Below are 14,616 nucleotides of genomic sequence, written 5' to 3' on the forward strand. Positions count from 1 at the left end.
GCCCGTGACCTATGTCCGAGATTTCCGCAGCCGACACCGAAGATCGGCGTCCCACGAGGGTGGGGCAACGGAGAGCTGACCCGAAAGGGAACACACCATCGTCATGACGACGAAGAACACCAAGAGCACGTCCGCGAAGAAGGCCCCGACGACGAAGGCCACCGCGAAGAAGTCGGCCCCGAAGGCCGCCCCCACCCACACCGCCGAACTGGTCGACCCGGACTCGGGCGTGTGGGAGTCCGTCGCCACCATCGACAACGGCGACTTCGGTACCCGCACCATCACCTTCGAGACCGGGCTGCTGGCCCGGCAGGCCGACGGTGCCGTCACCACCTACCTCGACGATGACACGATGCTGCTGTCGACGACGACCGCGTCGAAGCACCCGCGCGAGAACCTCGACTTCTTCCCGCTGACGGTGGACGTCGAGGAGCGGATGTACGCCGCCGGCCGGATCCCCGGCAACTTCTTCCGCCGTGAGGGCCGGCCGAGCAGCGAGGCCATCCTCGCCTGCCGTCTCATCGACCGTCCGCTGCGTCCGACCTTCTTCAAGGGCCTGCGCAACGAGGTCCAGGTCGTCATCACCGTGATGTCGATCGACCCGGAGGACCAGTACGACGTCGTCGCGATCAACGGCGCCTCCGCCTCCACCCAGCTCTCCGGTCTGCCGGTCTCCGGCCCGGTCGGCGGCGTGCGCATGGCGCTCGTCGTCGACGAGGCCCACCCGGCCGGCCAGTGGGTCGCCTTCCCGACCCGCAGCCAGCACGAGCAGGCGGTGTTCGAGCTCGTCGTCGCCGGCCGCATCTCCGAGACCGCCAGGGGCCGTGGCCGTGGCCGCCGCAAGGCGAACCCCGGCGACAACGTCGCCATCATGATGGTCGAGGCCGGCGCCACCGAGAACGCCGTCGCCCGGATCGCCGAGGGTGCCCCGGCGCCGACCGAGGAGGTCGTCGCCCAGGGTATCGAGGCCGCCCGCCCGTTCATCGCCGAGCTGTGCGGTGCCCAGCAGGCACTGACCACCGCCGTCGTCGACGAGTCCGCCACCCGTGACTTCGAGCTGTTCCCGGCCTTCGGTGAGGACGTCTACGCCTCCGTTGAGTCCGAGGCGGGCGAGGCGCTGCGCGGCATCATGGCCGTCGCCGACAAGCAGGAGCGGGACGCCGCCCTGTCGGCGAACATGGACGCCACCGTCGATGCCCTCATCGAGCAGTACGAGGGCCGCGAGTCCGAGATCCGCAACGCCCACAACGAGGTGAGCCGGCAGATCGTCCGCGAGCGCATCCTCACCGAGGGCTTCCGCATCGACGGCCGCGACACCACCGCGATCCGCGATCTCGGCGTGATGATTGACCTGGTGCCCCGCGCCCACGGTTCCGCGCTGTTCGAGCGGGGCGAGACCCAGATCCTGGGCGTCACCACCCTCGACATGCTCAAGATGGAGCAGCAGATCGACAGCCTGAGCCCGGTGGAGTCCAAGCGCTACATCCACCACTACAACTTCCCGCCGTACTCCACCGGTGAGACCGGCCGCGTCGGGTCCCCGAAGCGCCGCGAGATCGGCCACGGTGCGCTCGCCGAGCGCGCCCTGCTGCCGGTCATCCCGTCCCGCGAGGAGTTCCCCTACACGATCCGTCAGGTCTCCGAGGCCCTCGGTTCCAACGGCTCGACCTCCATGGGTTCGGTCTGTGCCTCGACCCTCTCGCTCTACAACGCGGGTGTCCCGCTGAAGGCACCGGTCGCCGGCATCGCCATGGGTCTGGTCACCGGCCAGGTCGACGGCAAGGACACCTACGTCACCCTCACCGACATCCTCGGTGCGGAGGACGCCTTCGGCGACATGGACTTCAAGGTTGCCGGTACCTCGCAGTTCGTCACCGCCCTGCAGCTGGACACCAAGGTCGACGGCATCCCGGCCGAGGTCCTCAACGAGGCGCTCGGCCAGGCCCGCAACGCCCGGCTGGAGATCCTCTCGACGATGGCCGAGGCCATCGAGGGCCCGGAGGAGATGAGCGACTTCGCGCCGCGCATCGTCACCGTCTCCGTGCCGCAGAACAAGATCGGTGAGCTGATCGGCCCGAAGGGCAAGACGATCAACAAGATCACCGAGGAAACCGGCGCCGAGGTCAGCATCGAGGAAGACGGCACCGTCTTCGTCTCCGCCACCGACGGCAAGGCCGCCGAGGCAGCCGTCGACCGCATCAACTCGATCGCGAACCCGCAGCTGCCGAAGGTCGGGGACCGTTTCCTCGGCACCGTGGTGAAGACGACCGCCTTCGGCGCGTTCGTCTCGCTGCTGCCGGGCCGCGACGGTCTGCTGCACATCTCCAACCTCGGCGGCGACCGCCGGGTGGAGAAGGTCGAGGACGAGGTCAACGTCGGGGACTCCCTCGAGGTCGAGATCGCCGACATCGACAACCGCGGCAAGATCTCCCTGGTCCTCGTCGAGGACTAGTCGAGGACTCGTCGAGTCACACACCGGCCGGAGCCCCGGTCCGGCACCGGCCGGTCACACCACACACAGCGAAGGAGCACATGAGATGACGAAGGTTGGCGTTCTCGGGGCGCACGGACGGGTCGGGACGGCGGTCGTCGCCGCCGTGGAACGGACGGCGGGCCTCGAGCTCTCCGCCGCGCTCGACCATGCCGACGATCTGCAGGAGCTCGTCGACACGGGCACCGAGGTCATCGTCGACTTCACCGTGCCGGAGGCGGTGATGGGAAACCTGGAGTTCTGCGTGAACCACGGTATCCACGCCGTGGTCGGGACCACCGGATGGACGGCGCAGCGGTACGACGAACTGCGTGGCTGGCTCGCCGCCAACCCGTCGGTCGGCGTCCTCGTCGCCCCCAACTTCGCCATCTCGGCCGTGCTCACCATGAAACTGTCGGAGATCGCCGCACCCTACTTCGACTCGGTCGAGGTCATCGAGATGCACCACCCGAACAAGAAGGACGCCCCCTCCGGCACCGCGGTCCACACCGCCGAGGGCATCGCCCGGGCCAGGAAGGCCGCGGGCCTGGGAGCCCAGCCGGATGCCACGGACCAGGCACTCGACGGTGCGCGCGGCGCGGACGTCGACGGTGTCCCGGTCCACGCGGTCCGGATGACCGGCACGGTCGCGCACGAGCAGGTGATCTTCGGGGCTGCGGGCCAGACCCTGACCATCAAGCAGGACTCCTACGACCGTGAGTCCTTCATCCCGGGCGTCCTGCTCGGTGTGGAGAAGACGCCGCAGACGCCGGGCCTCACCATCGGCCTGGAGACCTTCCTCGGGCTCGACGGGTGACACGACCGTGAGTGAGTCGAATGTCCCCGAGGTTCCCGGTGGACACGGCGGGACCGCCGTACCGTCTGAACTGGCGGAATTCTCGGTCCGGCTGATCGCCCGGACCTCCTTCACCCCGCCCGACGATGTCCCCTGGGAACCGTCGCCGGAGGCGGGGGAGGCGTCCTCGCTCGTCGAGTTCGCCGGCCGCGCCTGCTACGAGACGTGGGACCGGCCGAACCCGCACACCGCGACGACGGACGCCTATGTCCGTCACATCATGGATGTCGGGCACCTGAGCCTGCTCGAGCACGCCTCGGCGACGATGTACCTGCGTGGCGTGTCCCGGTCGTGTGCCCAGGAGATCATGCGGCACCGGCACTTCTCCTTCAGTCAGCTCTCGCAGCGCTACGTGCCGGCCGGCCGGTCGGATGTGGTGGTGCCTGAACCGATCGCCGGTGACGCGGACCTGGAGGACCTGTTCCTGCGGGCCAGCGATGTCTCGCGGCAGGCGTACGAGGAACTGCTGGACGCCCTGGAGGAACGCTTCTCCGGCGAGTCGAACACGGTGCTGCGCGAGAAGCAGGCCCGGCAGGCGGCGCGGGCGGTCCTGCCGAACGCGACCGAGACCCGGTTCGTCATGACCGGGAACCTGCGGAGCTGGCGGCACTTCATCGCGATGCGGGCCGCCGAGCACGCCGACCCGGAGATCCGCCGGGTGGCGGTGACCTGCCTGCGGCTGCTGCAGGAGATGAGCCCGGAGGTCTTCAACGACTTCACGGTGCTGGAGCTCCGCGACGGCACGGAGACGGCGAGCAGCCCGTACGTCGCCGACATCTGAGCAAGGTTTTCCCCTCCTGTAACCCGACACACATGCCCCGGTACACACGTCCGGGGTCTGTGGCGGTATCCTGGGTGGTCATGAGCACAGGTATGGCAGCGACAAGGGGAGCCGAGTTCTTCGGCACGGTGTCTGTGGCGATGGTCACGCCCTTCACGAAGGACGGCGACCTCGATCTGGACGCCGGCGTGGCCCTCGCCGGACATCTGGCGGACAAGGGCCTCGACGGCCTGGTACTCGGCGGCACGACGGGCGAATCCCCGACCGTGCGCCCCGAAGAGAAGCTGAACCTGCTCAAGGCCGTCCGTTCCGAGCTGGGGGACCGCATCAAACTGGTCGCCGGCAGCGGAACGTACAGCACCGCGGAATCCGTGGAACTGTCCCGCGCCTCGGAGAAGGCCGGTGCGGATGGTCTGCTCGTGGTTACCCCGTACTACTCCCGTCCCAGTCAGGAGGGGCTCTACCGGCACTTCACCGCAGTTGCGGACGCCGTGGACACCCCTGTCTGCCTGTACGACATCCCGTCCCGTTCCGTGGTGCCGATCGCCGAGGACACGCTCCGTCGGCTGGCGGCCCACCCGAACATCCGGGCGGTGAAGGACGCGAAGGGCGATATCCCCGCCGCCATGCGGCTCATGGAGGAGACCGACCTCGCGTGGTACTCGGGGGATGACCCGTTGAATGTCCCGTGGCTCGCGGTCGGCGCCACCGGTCTGATCTCCGTGATCGGACACGCCGCCCCGGCCCAGCTGCGCGCCCTGCGCGACGCCGTGGACGCCGGCGACATCACCGGCGCCCGGACGATCTCGAACCGGCTCGCTCCGCTCATGGCGGCGCAGGGTCGGCTCGGAGGCGTCACGTTCGCGAAGGCCGCGCTCAAGCTTCAGGGAATCGAGGTGGGCGCGCCGCGCCTGCCGATCATTGAACCGACGCCGGACGAGTACGACCGTCTGGCCGAAGACCTGCGTACCGCAGGTGTGTAGTTAGGACACTATGACTGAAAACCGTTCCCGGGCACGCAAGGTGACCCGGAAGTCCGCTCCGCCGAGTGCGGAGACCGCCGCGGCGGCCAACGAGGCCGCCGGCACCACCTTCAACGACGGTGGCCAGGCGGCTGCGGCAGCGGCCGACCAGACCGCCCCCGCCGCATCGAACGCCGGCAAGGCCGACCGGGCCGAGAAGGCCGACAAGACCGACAAGTCTGACGGCAACACCGGACACTCCGGCGGCAACCGCAACCGCTCGCGCCGTTCCCGCGGCCACGGCGGCAACAGCGGCAACGCCAACAACTCCGGCGGCAACCGCTCCGGTCGGGGCCGCGGCGGCAACAGCGGTCACGGCGGCGGTCGCAACAGCAACCGTGGTGGGGGCCGCAAGACCTCCCTGCAGACCATGCAGGGCGCGGACCTCACCCGTCGTCTGCCGAAGCCGCCGGCCGCCCCGAAGGAGGGCCTGCGCATCGTCGCACTCGGCGGTATCTCCGAGATCGGCCGCAACATGACCGTCTTCGAGTACCACAACCGGCTGATCATCATCGACTGCGGTGTTCTGTTCCCGTCCTCCGGAGAGCCGGGTGTGGACCTGATCCTGCCGGACTTCTCCTACCTGGAGGGCAAGTGGGACCGGGTCGAGGCGCTCGTCGTGACCCACGGTCACGAGGACCACATCGGCGGAATCCCGTGGCTGCTCAAGCAGCGTGCGGACATCCCCATCATCGCCTCCCGGTTCACCTGCGCCCTCATCGAGGCCAAGTGCCAGGAGCACCGTCAGCGCCCGAAGCTGGTGCAGGTCGACGACACCTCGCACGAGAAGCGCGGTCCGTTCGACATCCGTTTCTTCAACGTCGGCCACTCCATCCCGGAGTGCCTCGGCATCGCCCTGAAGACGGGTGCCGGCCTGCTCATCCACACCGGTGACGTCAAGATGGACCAGACCCCGGCCGACGGTCGTCCGACCGACCTGCCGGCACTGTCCCGGTTCGGTGACGAGGGCGTGGACCTGCTGCTCTGCGACTCGACGAACGCGACCACCCCCGGTGTGTCCCCGTCCGAGGCCGGCATCGCGCCGACCCTGGAGCGGCTCATCGGCAACGCCAAGCAGCGCGTCCTGGTGGCGTCCTTCGCCTCCAACGTCAGCCGCGTGCAGATGGCCGTGGACGCCGCCGTGAAGGCCGGCCGCAAGGTCGCCTTCAACGGCCGGTCGATGATCCGCAACATGGAGATCGCCGAGCGCCTGGGACTGCTCACCGCGCCCCGCGGCACCATCGTCTCGATGGACGAGGCCTCCCGCATGGCGCCCCACAAGGTGCTGCTGATCACCACCGGTACCCAGGGTGAGCCGATGGCGGCCCTGTCCCGGATGGCCCGCCGCGAGCACCGGCAGATCACCATCCGCCCGGGTGACCTTATCATCCTGTCCTCGTCGCTGATCCCCGGCAACGAGGAGGCGGTGTTCGGTGTGACCAACATGCTCGCCCAGATCGGCGCCGAGGTCATCACGAACAAGGACGCCATGGTCCACACCTCGGGCCACGGCTACTCCGGGGAGCTGCTGTTCCTCTACAACGCCGCCCGGCCGAAGAACGCGATGCCGGTCCACGGTGAGTGGCGCCACCTGCGCGCGAACCGCCAGCTGGCCATCTCCACCGGCGTGAACCCGGACAACACCGTGCTGGCCCAGAACGGCGTGGTCGTCGACCTCGTCAACGGTCAGGCCTCGGTCGTCGGCCAGGTGCCGGTCGGCAACCTCTACGTCGACGGCGTCACCATGGGTGACGTGGGCGAGGAGGAGATCGAGGAGCGCGCCACGATGAAGGAGGGCGGCCTGATCAACGTGACGGTCGTCATCGACAACCGCAGCGGCCGTCCCCTCGAGGACCCGCAGGTCGTGGCGAAGGGCTTCTCCGACGCCTCCGCCGCCATGATGAAGCAGGTCAGCGAGGTCGTGGACAACACGATGCTCGACCTGGCCGGCGAGGGCGAGAACGATCCGTACCGGATGGCGCAGGTGCTGCGCCGCAAGGTCGGCAAGTTCGTCCGTGACAAGTGGAAGCGCGAGCCGCTGATCGTCCCGACCATCGTCCCGATGACCAGCGAGATCGTCGAAGAGCTCGACCCGGAGGAGCACGTCCCCTCGCTGTAGTGCAGCAGGAGATCTGAACCCCCGGAAGGTCCGCCACACGGCGCGTAGCATCGGGAGACATGACCGTCTCCCATGATGAACGCACCGCGTGTGCGGACCTTCTGCTGTCCCTGGGCCCCGATGCGCCGACCCTGTGCGAGGGGTGGACCACCCGGGATCTCGCGGTCCACCTCGTCGTCCGGGAACACCGGCCGGACGCCACCGTCGGCATGTTCGTCCGACCGTTCGCCGGGCATCTCGCCGCGGTGACCGAACAGTACTCCGCGAAACCCTACGAGGAACTCGTGGAGAGCTACCGGCAGGGGCCGCCGGTGTGGAATCCGATGCGGCTGGTGGACCGGTTCATCAATCTGGCGGAGAACTTCGTCCACCACGAGGATGTCCGCCGTGGGGGAGGGGAGCGGACGCCGCGGGATCTGCCGCAGGCGACGCGGGACGCCCTGTGGTCCGCGGTCACCCAGTCGGCCCGGGGTTTCGTGAGTTCCTCGGGTGCCGGTGTGCGGCTGGTCCGGACCGATGCCGCCGGGTCCGGGTCCGGCCACCGGCCCGAGGTGACCGTCGGTGGTAGCCCGGAGGTCACGCTGACCGGTGAAGCCGGCGAGCTGCTGCTCTGGATTTTCGGTCGGGACAAGGCGTGCACGTTGACCATTGAGGGTCCAGTCGACAAGGTTGTCCGCCGGAAAATCTGAGCAGAAGTTGCGCGTGTGACGTGTGTTGCGACTGTTAAGCCTGGGGTTCGCGGGCTAGACTGGCGGGCATGCCTACGACAAGCCGTTCGAGAACGTCGCCGTCCCGGGACTCCGGTCGCCGGCCGGCGTCGTCGCGTCCTGCCCGTCGGACCCCGTCCTATGACACGAGTGACTTCGAGCGCACCTCCGGGGCGTTCGGTGCCGTCGGGTCATCGCTGGGGTCACTGTTCAGCGGGGCGGCGCGGGGAGTCGGCGGACTCGCCCGGCACCTGTCCGTCCGGGATGACGGAACCGGTCTGACCGACGATCTCGACCTCGTCGACGACGCGGATGACGCCCCCCGCCCCGCGCGCGGGCGGAAGAAGCGGCGCCGGACCGACAGTGCAGACAGAGCTGCCGGTGATGCGGTGCCGACGACGGTGATGGACCGCGCGGCGGCGAACTTCTCCCGTGCGACGACGAAGACGGGCGGGCGGCACGGCGGTAAGGACGACCCTGCCGGTGACGCCGGCCGGGACGACCGTGACGACCGTGACGACCGTGACGACCGTGACGACCGTGACGACCGTGACGACCGTGACGACCGTGACGACCGTGACATCGCCGCCGCGGCGGAGCCGGTGGACCGGCTGCCCGTCGGCGGCGGCTACGACGGCCCCGCCCTCATCGTGTTCGCCCTCGCCCTCGTCACGGCCGCCACACTCTGGTTCGGTATCGGCGGGACGGTCGGCGACGGTCTGGCGTTCGCGCTGACCTGGCTGATCGGCGCGGGCGCCCTCGTGGTGCCCGTCGTCCTGGTCGGTGTGGGATGGGTCCTCATGGTCGGCATCCGCACCACCCAGCACTCCCACCTCCGGTTGGGTATCGGCATCGCCCTGATCGTCGTGGCGGTCCTCGCCCTGTTCCACGTCTTCGCGGGCCAGCCGGCGGACACCGACGGTCGCGCCCGGGCCGGCGGAATCATCGGCACCCTCATCGGCGGCCCGGCGGCGGTGGGCTTCAGTCCCTATCTCGCTGTGCCGCTCCTGCTTCTCGTCATCGTCTACGGCGGACTGCAGCTGACCGGCATGACGGTCCGGGAACTCGGTCGCGCCCTGTCGTCCTGGCTCGGCTTCGCCGGTCGCGGCCGCATGTCGTACCGACGTGACTACCGTGACTACCGTGACGGGGCGGACGCCCCGTACACCACGTCCGATCAGGTGGACGGGCACGACGACCCGATGGAGCTCAGCGACTACCCGGCCCACCGCCCGCCGGCGAGCCGCCGGGCCGCCGGGCCGCGGTCGGCGCGCGGCGGTGCGGGACGTCCGCACCGTGCTGCAGCGGCTCCGGGGCGAGCCGAAGCTGCTGAGCCCCCGCGGTCGCCCGTGGACAACTACCCGGTGGACGAGCACGGCACCCTGTCGTTCTCTCCGGCGGACGCTGCGGATGCCTCGGACGCTGCAGACACAGATCCCGTCGACACCGTGGAACCGTGGGATGAGCCGGTGGCCCCCGAGGACGGCGAATACGAGGCCTTCGGCTTCGATGAGCCGCACCACCAGGATCACCGGCCGGACGACGACCTCGACGTCAATCTGCTCGACGACGTTGCTGCGGACACCGCGGCTCCTGCGGCGCCCGTGACCCCCGCTGCGGCGCCCCGACCGGCCGCGGCACGTCCGGTCACCTCCCGCCCGGCCGCGACCCAGGACGAGACCCCCACGTCAGAGCTGCCGACGGTTGACGCCACCGCCGGTGCTGCCGCCGCGGCGCCTGCCCCGGCCCCCGCCGTGGTCGAGGAGACCCGCCGTCGGATCGCGGCACGGTCCGGTATCGACGCAGCCACCGTCCCGGCGACCGCACCGGTGGAGGAGGACGGTGCCGCTGCACCGGCGGACACGGCGTCCGACTACGTCCTGCCCTCCAGCGACCTGCTGATCCCCGGCGAGGCGCCGAAGACCCGCAGCGCCGCGAACGACCGGATGATCGCCGCGATCACCGAGGTCTTCCTGGAATTCAAGGTGGACGCCAAGGTCACCGGGTTCTCCCGGGGGCCGACGGTCACCCGCTACGAGGTCGAGCTCGGCCCGGGTGTGAAGGTCTCCAAGATCACCAACCTGCAGTCGAACCTGGCCTACGCCGCGGCGACGGACAATGTCCGCCTGCTCACCCCGATCCCGGGGAAGTCCGCGGTCGGTATCGAGGTGCCGAACACCGACCGTGAGATGGTGCGGCTCAGCGATGTGCTGCACGCTCCGGCGGTGGTCGCCGACCACGACCCGATGCTCATCGGCCTGGGCAAGGACATCGAGGGCGACTTTGTCGCGCACTCGATCCAGAAGATGCCGCACCTGCTGGTCGCCGGCTCCACCGGTTCCGGTAAGTCGGCCTTCGTCAACTCGCTGCTCGTGTCCCTCCTCACCCGGGCGACCCCGGAGGAGGTCCGCCTCATCCTCGTCGACCCGAAGATGGTGGAGCTGACCCCCTACGAGGGCATCCCGCATCTCATCACGCCGATCATCACGCAGCCGAAGAAGGCTGCGACGGCGCTGACCTGGCTGGTCGAGGAGATGGAGCAGCGGTACATGGACATGAAGTCCGCCCGCGTGCGCCACATCAAGGACTTCAACCGGAAGGTGAAGTCCGGCGAGATCACCACCCCGCTCGGCTCCGAGCGGGAGTACCGGCCGTATCCGTACATCGTCTGCGTCGTCGACGAGCTCGCCGACCTCATGATGACGGCCCCGAAGGAGATCGAGGACGCCATCGTCCGGATCACCCAGAAGGCCCGCGCCGCGGGTATCCACCTGGTGCTGGCGACGCAGCGCCCGTCCGTGGACGTCGTCACCGGTCTGATCAAGACCAATGTGCCGTCCCGGCTGGCCTTCGCGACGTCCTCGCTGACGGACTCCCGCGTCATCCTCGACCAGGGTGGTGCCGAGAAGCTCATCGGTATGGGCGACGGCCTGTTCATCCCGCAGGGGGCGAACAAGCCGAAGCGGCTCCAGGGCGCCTTCGTCACCGACGAAGAGGTCCAGGCGGTCGTGGACGCCGCCAAGGCGCAGGCGGAGCCCGACTACACCGAGGGCGTGACCGAGGACAAGGCCGCCGAGGCGAAGAAGGAGATCGACGCCGATATCGGCGACGACCTCGAGGACCTGCTCCAGGCCGTCGAACTGGTCGTGAGCAGTCAGTTCGGTTCGACGTCGATGCTGCAGCGCAAGCTGCGTATCGGTTTCGCCAAGGCCGGCCGTCTCATGGACCTCATGGAGACCCGCGGCGTGGTCGGACCGTCCGAGGGATCGAAGGCCCGTGAGGTCCTCGTCAAGCCCGAGGAGCTGGAGACCATGCTCTGGATGATCAAGGGGGCCGACCCGGCGGACGCGCCCAAGGGCGTGCTCGACGACGGGCCGGACGCCGCCGACGACGGTGCCGGAGACGGCTTCGGCGTGGTGGACGCGGACCCTGCGACCCGGGTGGTCCGGGCGGACCCTAGCGGGAACACCGGGGCGTTCTGACCGGCAGGCGCGGCACCCCCTGCCGCGGCGTCCGGGCCTGGTATGCTGGCCAGCGTCATGGAGGGGAGTACCCCGCCCACGACGACGATCGTCAACACGGTGGCGCGCGCCCGGCTCCTACAGCCGGTCCCGTGGCGTCCCCCGGTCGCGTCGGCCACCCGCCCGTTCCGGGGCGAGGTGGTGGGGGAGACCTCCGGTCACCGACTCATCGCGACCGGAGGAATATTCCGTCATGGAAGTGAACGCTCTCACCTGGATCATCACGATCCTCGTCATCGCCGGCTTCTTCATCTTCGATTTCTACTCCCACGTCCGGAAACCCCACGCCCCGTCGATGCGGGAATCCGGGTTCTGGACCCTCTTCTACGTCCTGGTGTCCGTCGCTTTCGGCGTGTTCCTCTGGCTGACCTGGGGTGAACCCGGCGACCCGCACGCGCACGGCATGGAGTTCTTCTCCGGCTATGTCACGGAGAAGGCGTTGAGTGTGGACAACCTCTTCGTCTTCGCCCTGATCATGGGCGCATTCAAGATCCCGCCGAAGTACCAGCAGAAGGTCCTGCTCATCGGCATCGCCCTGTCGCTGGTGCTGCGGGGCGTGTTCATCGCCCTGGGTGCGGCGATCATCGAGGCATGGTCGGACGTGTTCTACCTCTTCGGGCTGTTCCTGCTGGTGATCGCGGTGAAGACCATCGCCGACGAGGTGCGGGACGTGCCGGAGACCGACCCGAACGACATGAAGCTCATCAAGTTCATCCGGAAGGTCATCCCGGTCAGCGAGGGCTATGACTCGGACCGGCTGGTCACCCGCCACCTCGGCAAGCGTGCCCTGACCCCGCTGTTCATCTGCCTCGTCGCCATCGGCCTGACCGACCTCATGTTCGCGCTGGACTCCATCCCCGCGATCTACGGCATCACCCAGGAGCCCTACATCGTGTTCACCACGAACGCGCTGTCGCTGCTGGGGCTGCGTCAGATGTACTTCCTGCTGGGAGGGCTGCTCGAGCGTCTCGTGTACCTGCCCTACGGACTGGGCGTCATCCTCGCCTTCATCGGCGTGAAGATGGTCCTCCATGCCCTCCACGAGAACAACATCCCGTTCATCAACGGCGGCGACGGCGTGCACGGTGCCCCGGAGATCAGTACCGTCACGTCGCTGCTGGTCATTGTCGTGGTGCTCGTCGTCACCATCGGCGCGAGTCTCTGGAAGAGTCGGCGGGACACCGACGAACAACCGGTGGAGCACGAGCGTCACGTCGTCGAGGGCACCGATTAGGGGCACGACCGGCACAGAGCAGGCGGTGGCCGCGCCCGGAACGGGGTCCGGGTCGGCGCCGCGACGGGTCATCTGGGTAGAGTGAGGGGCGTGCACGAGACAGCGGACCAGAGCAGGGAGCACCACCACGGCCTGAGGTGGCGCCGGTCGACCATGGGGCGGGCGGTCCACCGCTACCACGTCCCCAACGTACTGACCACGGTCCGTATCGTCCTCATCCCGTTCTTCGTCTGGCTGCTGGTCGCGGCGGGTCCGCTCGACGGCGACCGCGAACTCCACGACGGGCTGCGCTGGTGGGCGCTGCTGGCCTTCGCCGCACTGATGATGACCGACCAGCTGGACGGCTTCCTCGCCCGGCGCTACGAGGTGATCACCGACTACGGCAAACTCGCTGACCCGGTCGCGGACAAGGCCCTCATGATCTCCGCGATGGTCACCCTGAACATCCTCGGTGACCTGTGGTGGTGGGTCACGGTCGTCATCGTGGTGCGTGAACTCGGTATCACCGTCTGGCGGATGATCCTGGCCCGCCGCGGCAAGGTGGTGCCCGCCTCCAAGGGCGGAAAGCTCAAGACCCTGCTGCAGACCTTCGCGGTGGGCATGGTCATCGCGCCGCTGCCGGGCTGGACCGACTGGATCACCCTCGTCCTGGTGCTCGCCGCCGTTGTCGTCACCGTCGTCACCGGTGCCCAGTACCTGCTGGACTCGCGGAACCGGCCGGAGGTCGGGGCTCAGGCATGACCGGCCACGGATTCCGTCAGGCGGAGACGAGCGCGGACACCACCGGTACCGGCCGGCAGGTGGCGGCCGACCTCGTCGCGACCGCCGGTGCCGCGGGTGTCACCGTCGCCACCGCGGAATCACTGACCGCCGGACTGCTCGCCGCCACGGTGGCGGAGATCCCGGGTGCGTCCGCTGTGCTGCGCGGCGGCCTCATCGTCTACGCCACCGAACTCAAGCACGACCTCGCCGGGGTGGACGCCACCCTGCTTGCCCGCCGTGGCCCGGTGGACCCCGAGGTCGCCGGTCAGCTCGCCCGGGGGACGGCACAGCGGTGCGGCGCGGATCTCGGGGTCGGGGTCACCGGCGTGGCCGGCCCGGACAGTCAGGACGGGCACCCGGTCGGGGAGGTGTGGATCGGAGTCTGGTCCGCACGTCTGGACGCCGGGGTACCGCGGGTGGCCGCCCTGGATGACCGCTGGCAGTCGGCGGCCGGGGGTACGGACGAGGCGGTCCGCTCCGCGGTACGGCGGGCGACCGTCGACCAGGCGCTGGAGGAACTGCTCACCGCGGTCGGCGCGCTGCAGCCCGGGGGCGCCTGCCGGGAATGACCGGCCCGGTGTTCCCGGGACCGGTCCCCGGACAGTTTCCGGAATGCGGTCGTCACATGCCTGTGACATGCGACGGAGCTCAGTCGGGTAAACTCGGGGAACATAACCGCCCCCTCAGCCGTTGGAGGTTGTGATGGCCAAGAACACGACGCTACTCGAGAAAAGGCACCCGGGGAACGCTGAGCAGGCTCAGCACCCCGAGGTGTTCCGCACTGCCGGTACCACTGCCCCGGTGGCGGAACCCCTGCTGCGCGAGGCACTGGGGGCGACGCTGCGTGGGCTCCGGGAGGACGCCCACCGGTCGCTGCGCGACCTGGCGGACCAGGCGAAGGTCAGCCCCGGGTATCTCTCCGAGCTGGAACGCGGTCGCAAGGAGGTCTCCTCGGAACTGCTGGCGAGCATCTGCCATGCTCTCGGCGTGCAGGTGTCCCGGGTGATCCTCGAAGCGGCCGAGATGATGGCGTTCGATGCCGCTGCAGCGCAACTCGCCGCTCATCTCGACGAGGGTGGTCGCCCTGATATACTTTCGCCCGTCTCGCCTGCGTGACGACCCGCCGCAGCATCCGAACCTCTAG

11 protein-coding genes are annotated in these 14,616 nt (G+C 69.0%); all 11 read left to right on the forward strand.

Annotated features, from left to right (window positions below):
• Positions 1 to 103 precede the first annotated feature (103 nt).
• Positions 104 to 2,452, forward strand: coding sequence for a polyribonucleotide nucleotidyltransferase (locus FSW06_RS01875; RefSeq protein ID WP_010118867.1), 2,349 nt, complete (start codon positions 104 to 106; stop codon positions 2,450 to 2,452).
• A gap of 85 nt (positions 2,453 to 2,537) precedes the next feature.
• The gene (gene dapB / locus FSW06_RS01880) at positions 2,538 to 3,287 is read left to right on the forward strand and encodes a 4-hydroxy-tetrahydrodipicolinate reductase (protein WP_010118866.1); all 750 of its coding nucleotides are present in this window, start codon (positions 2,538 to 2,540) and stop codon (positions 3,285 to 3,287) included.
• A gap of 7 nt (positions 3,288 to 3,294) precedes the next feature.
• A complete protein-coding gene (thyX, locus tag FSW06_RS01885) occupies positions 3,295 to 4,107 on the forward strand; it encodes an FAD-dependent thymidylate synthase (protein WP_010118865.1) in 813 nt (270 codons plus the stop codon).
• Positions 4,108 to 4,187: 80 nt separating this feature from the next.
• On the forward strand, positions 4,188 to 5,090 hold the full coding sequence (gene dapA / locus FSW06_RS01890; protein WP_010118864.1) for a 4-hydroxy-tetrahydrodipicolinate synthase: 903 nt from the start codon (positions 4,188 to 4,190) through the stop codon (positions 5,088 to 5,090).
• 10 nt (positions 5,091 to 5,100) lie between these two features.
• Complete coding sequence (locus tag FSW06_RS01895; protein ID WP_010118863.1) at positions 5,101 to 7,248, forward strand: ribonuclease J; 2,148 nt, start codon at positions 5,101 to 5,103, stop codon at positions 7,246 to 7,248.
• A gap of 59 nt (positions 7,249 to 7,307) precedes the next feature.
• Positions 7,308 to 7,937 (forward strand): TIGR03085 family metal-binding protein, encoded by a 630-nt coding sequence (locus FSW06_RS01900; RefSeq protein ID WP_010118862.1) that lies wholly within the window; start codon positions 7,308 to 7,310, stop codon positions 7,935 to 7,937.
• Positions 7,938 to 8,005: 68 nt separating this feature from the next.
• On the forward strand, positions 8,006 to 11,437 hold the full coding sequence (locus FSW06_RS01905; protein WP_146881299.1) for a DNA translocase FtsK: 3,432 nt from the start codon (positions 8,006 to 8,008) through the stop codon (positions 11,435 to 11,437).
• Between the two features lie 232 nt (positions 11,438 to 11,669).
• Positions 11,670 to 12,710 carry a TerC family protein gene (locus FSW06_RS01910; protein ID WP_010118848.1) on the forward strand — a complete coding sequence of 347 codons (1,041 nt, stop codon included), beginning with the start codon at positions 11,670 to 11,672 and terminating at the stop codon, positions 12,708 to 12,710.
• A gap of 153 nt (positions 12,711 to 12,863) precedes the next feature.
• Positions 12,864 to 13,451: a CDP-diacylglycerol--glycerol-3-phosphate 3-phosphatidyltransferase gene (gene pgsA / locus FSW06_RS01915; RefSeq protein ID WP_010118846.1), complete on the forward strand. Its 588-nt coding sequence runs from the start codon at positions 12,864 to 12,866 to the stop codon at positions 13,449 to 13,451.
• Positions 13,448 to 14,041, forward strand: a complete 594-nt coding sequence (locus tag FSW06_RS01920) for a CinA family protein (RefSeq protein ID WP_010118844.1) — start codon at positions 13,448 to 13,450, stop codon at positions 14,039 to 14,041. The genes pgsA and FSW06_RS01920 overlap by 4 nt, the downstream gene beginning before the upstream one ends.
• Before the next feature lie 133 nt (positions 14,042 to 14,174).
• Positions 14,175 to 14,588 carry a helix-turn-helix domain-containing protein gene (locus FSW06_RS01925; RefSeq protein ID WP_010118842.1) on the forward strand — a complete coding sequence of 138 codons (414 nt, stop codon included), beginning with the start codon at positions 14,175 to 14,177 and terminating at the stop codon, positions 14,586 to 14,588.
• Positions 14,589 to 14,616 lie beyond the last annotated feature (28 nt).

Source organism: Corynebacterium nuruki S6-4, from assembly GCF_007970465.1.
Classification (GTDB): Bacteria; Actinomycetota; Actinomycetes; order Mycobacteriales; family Mycobacteriaceae; genus Corynebacterium; species Corynebacterium nuruki.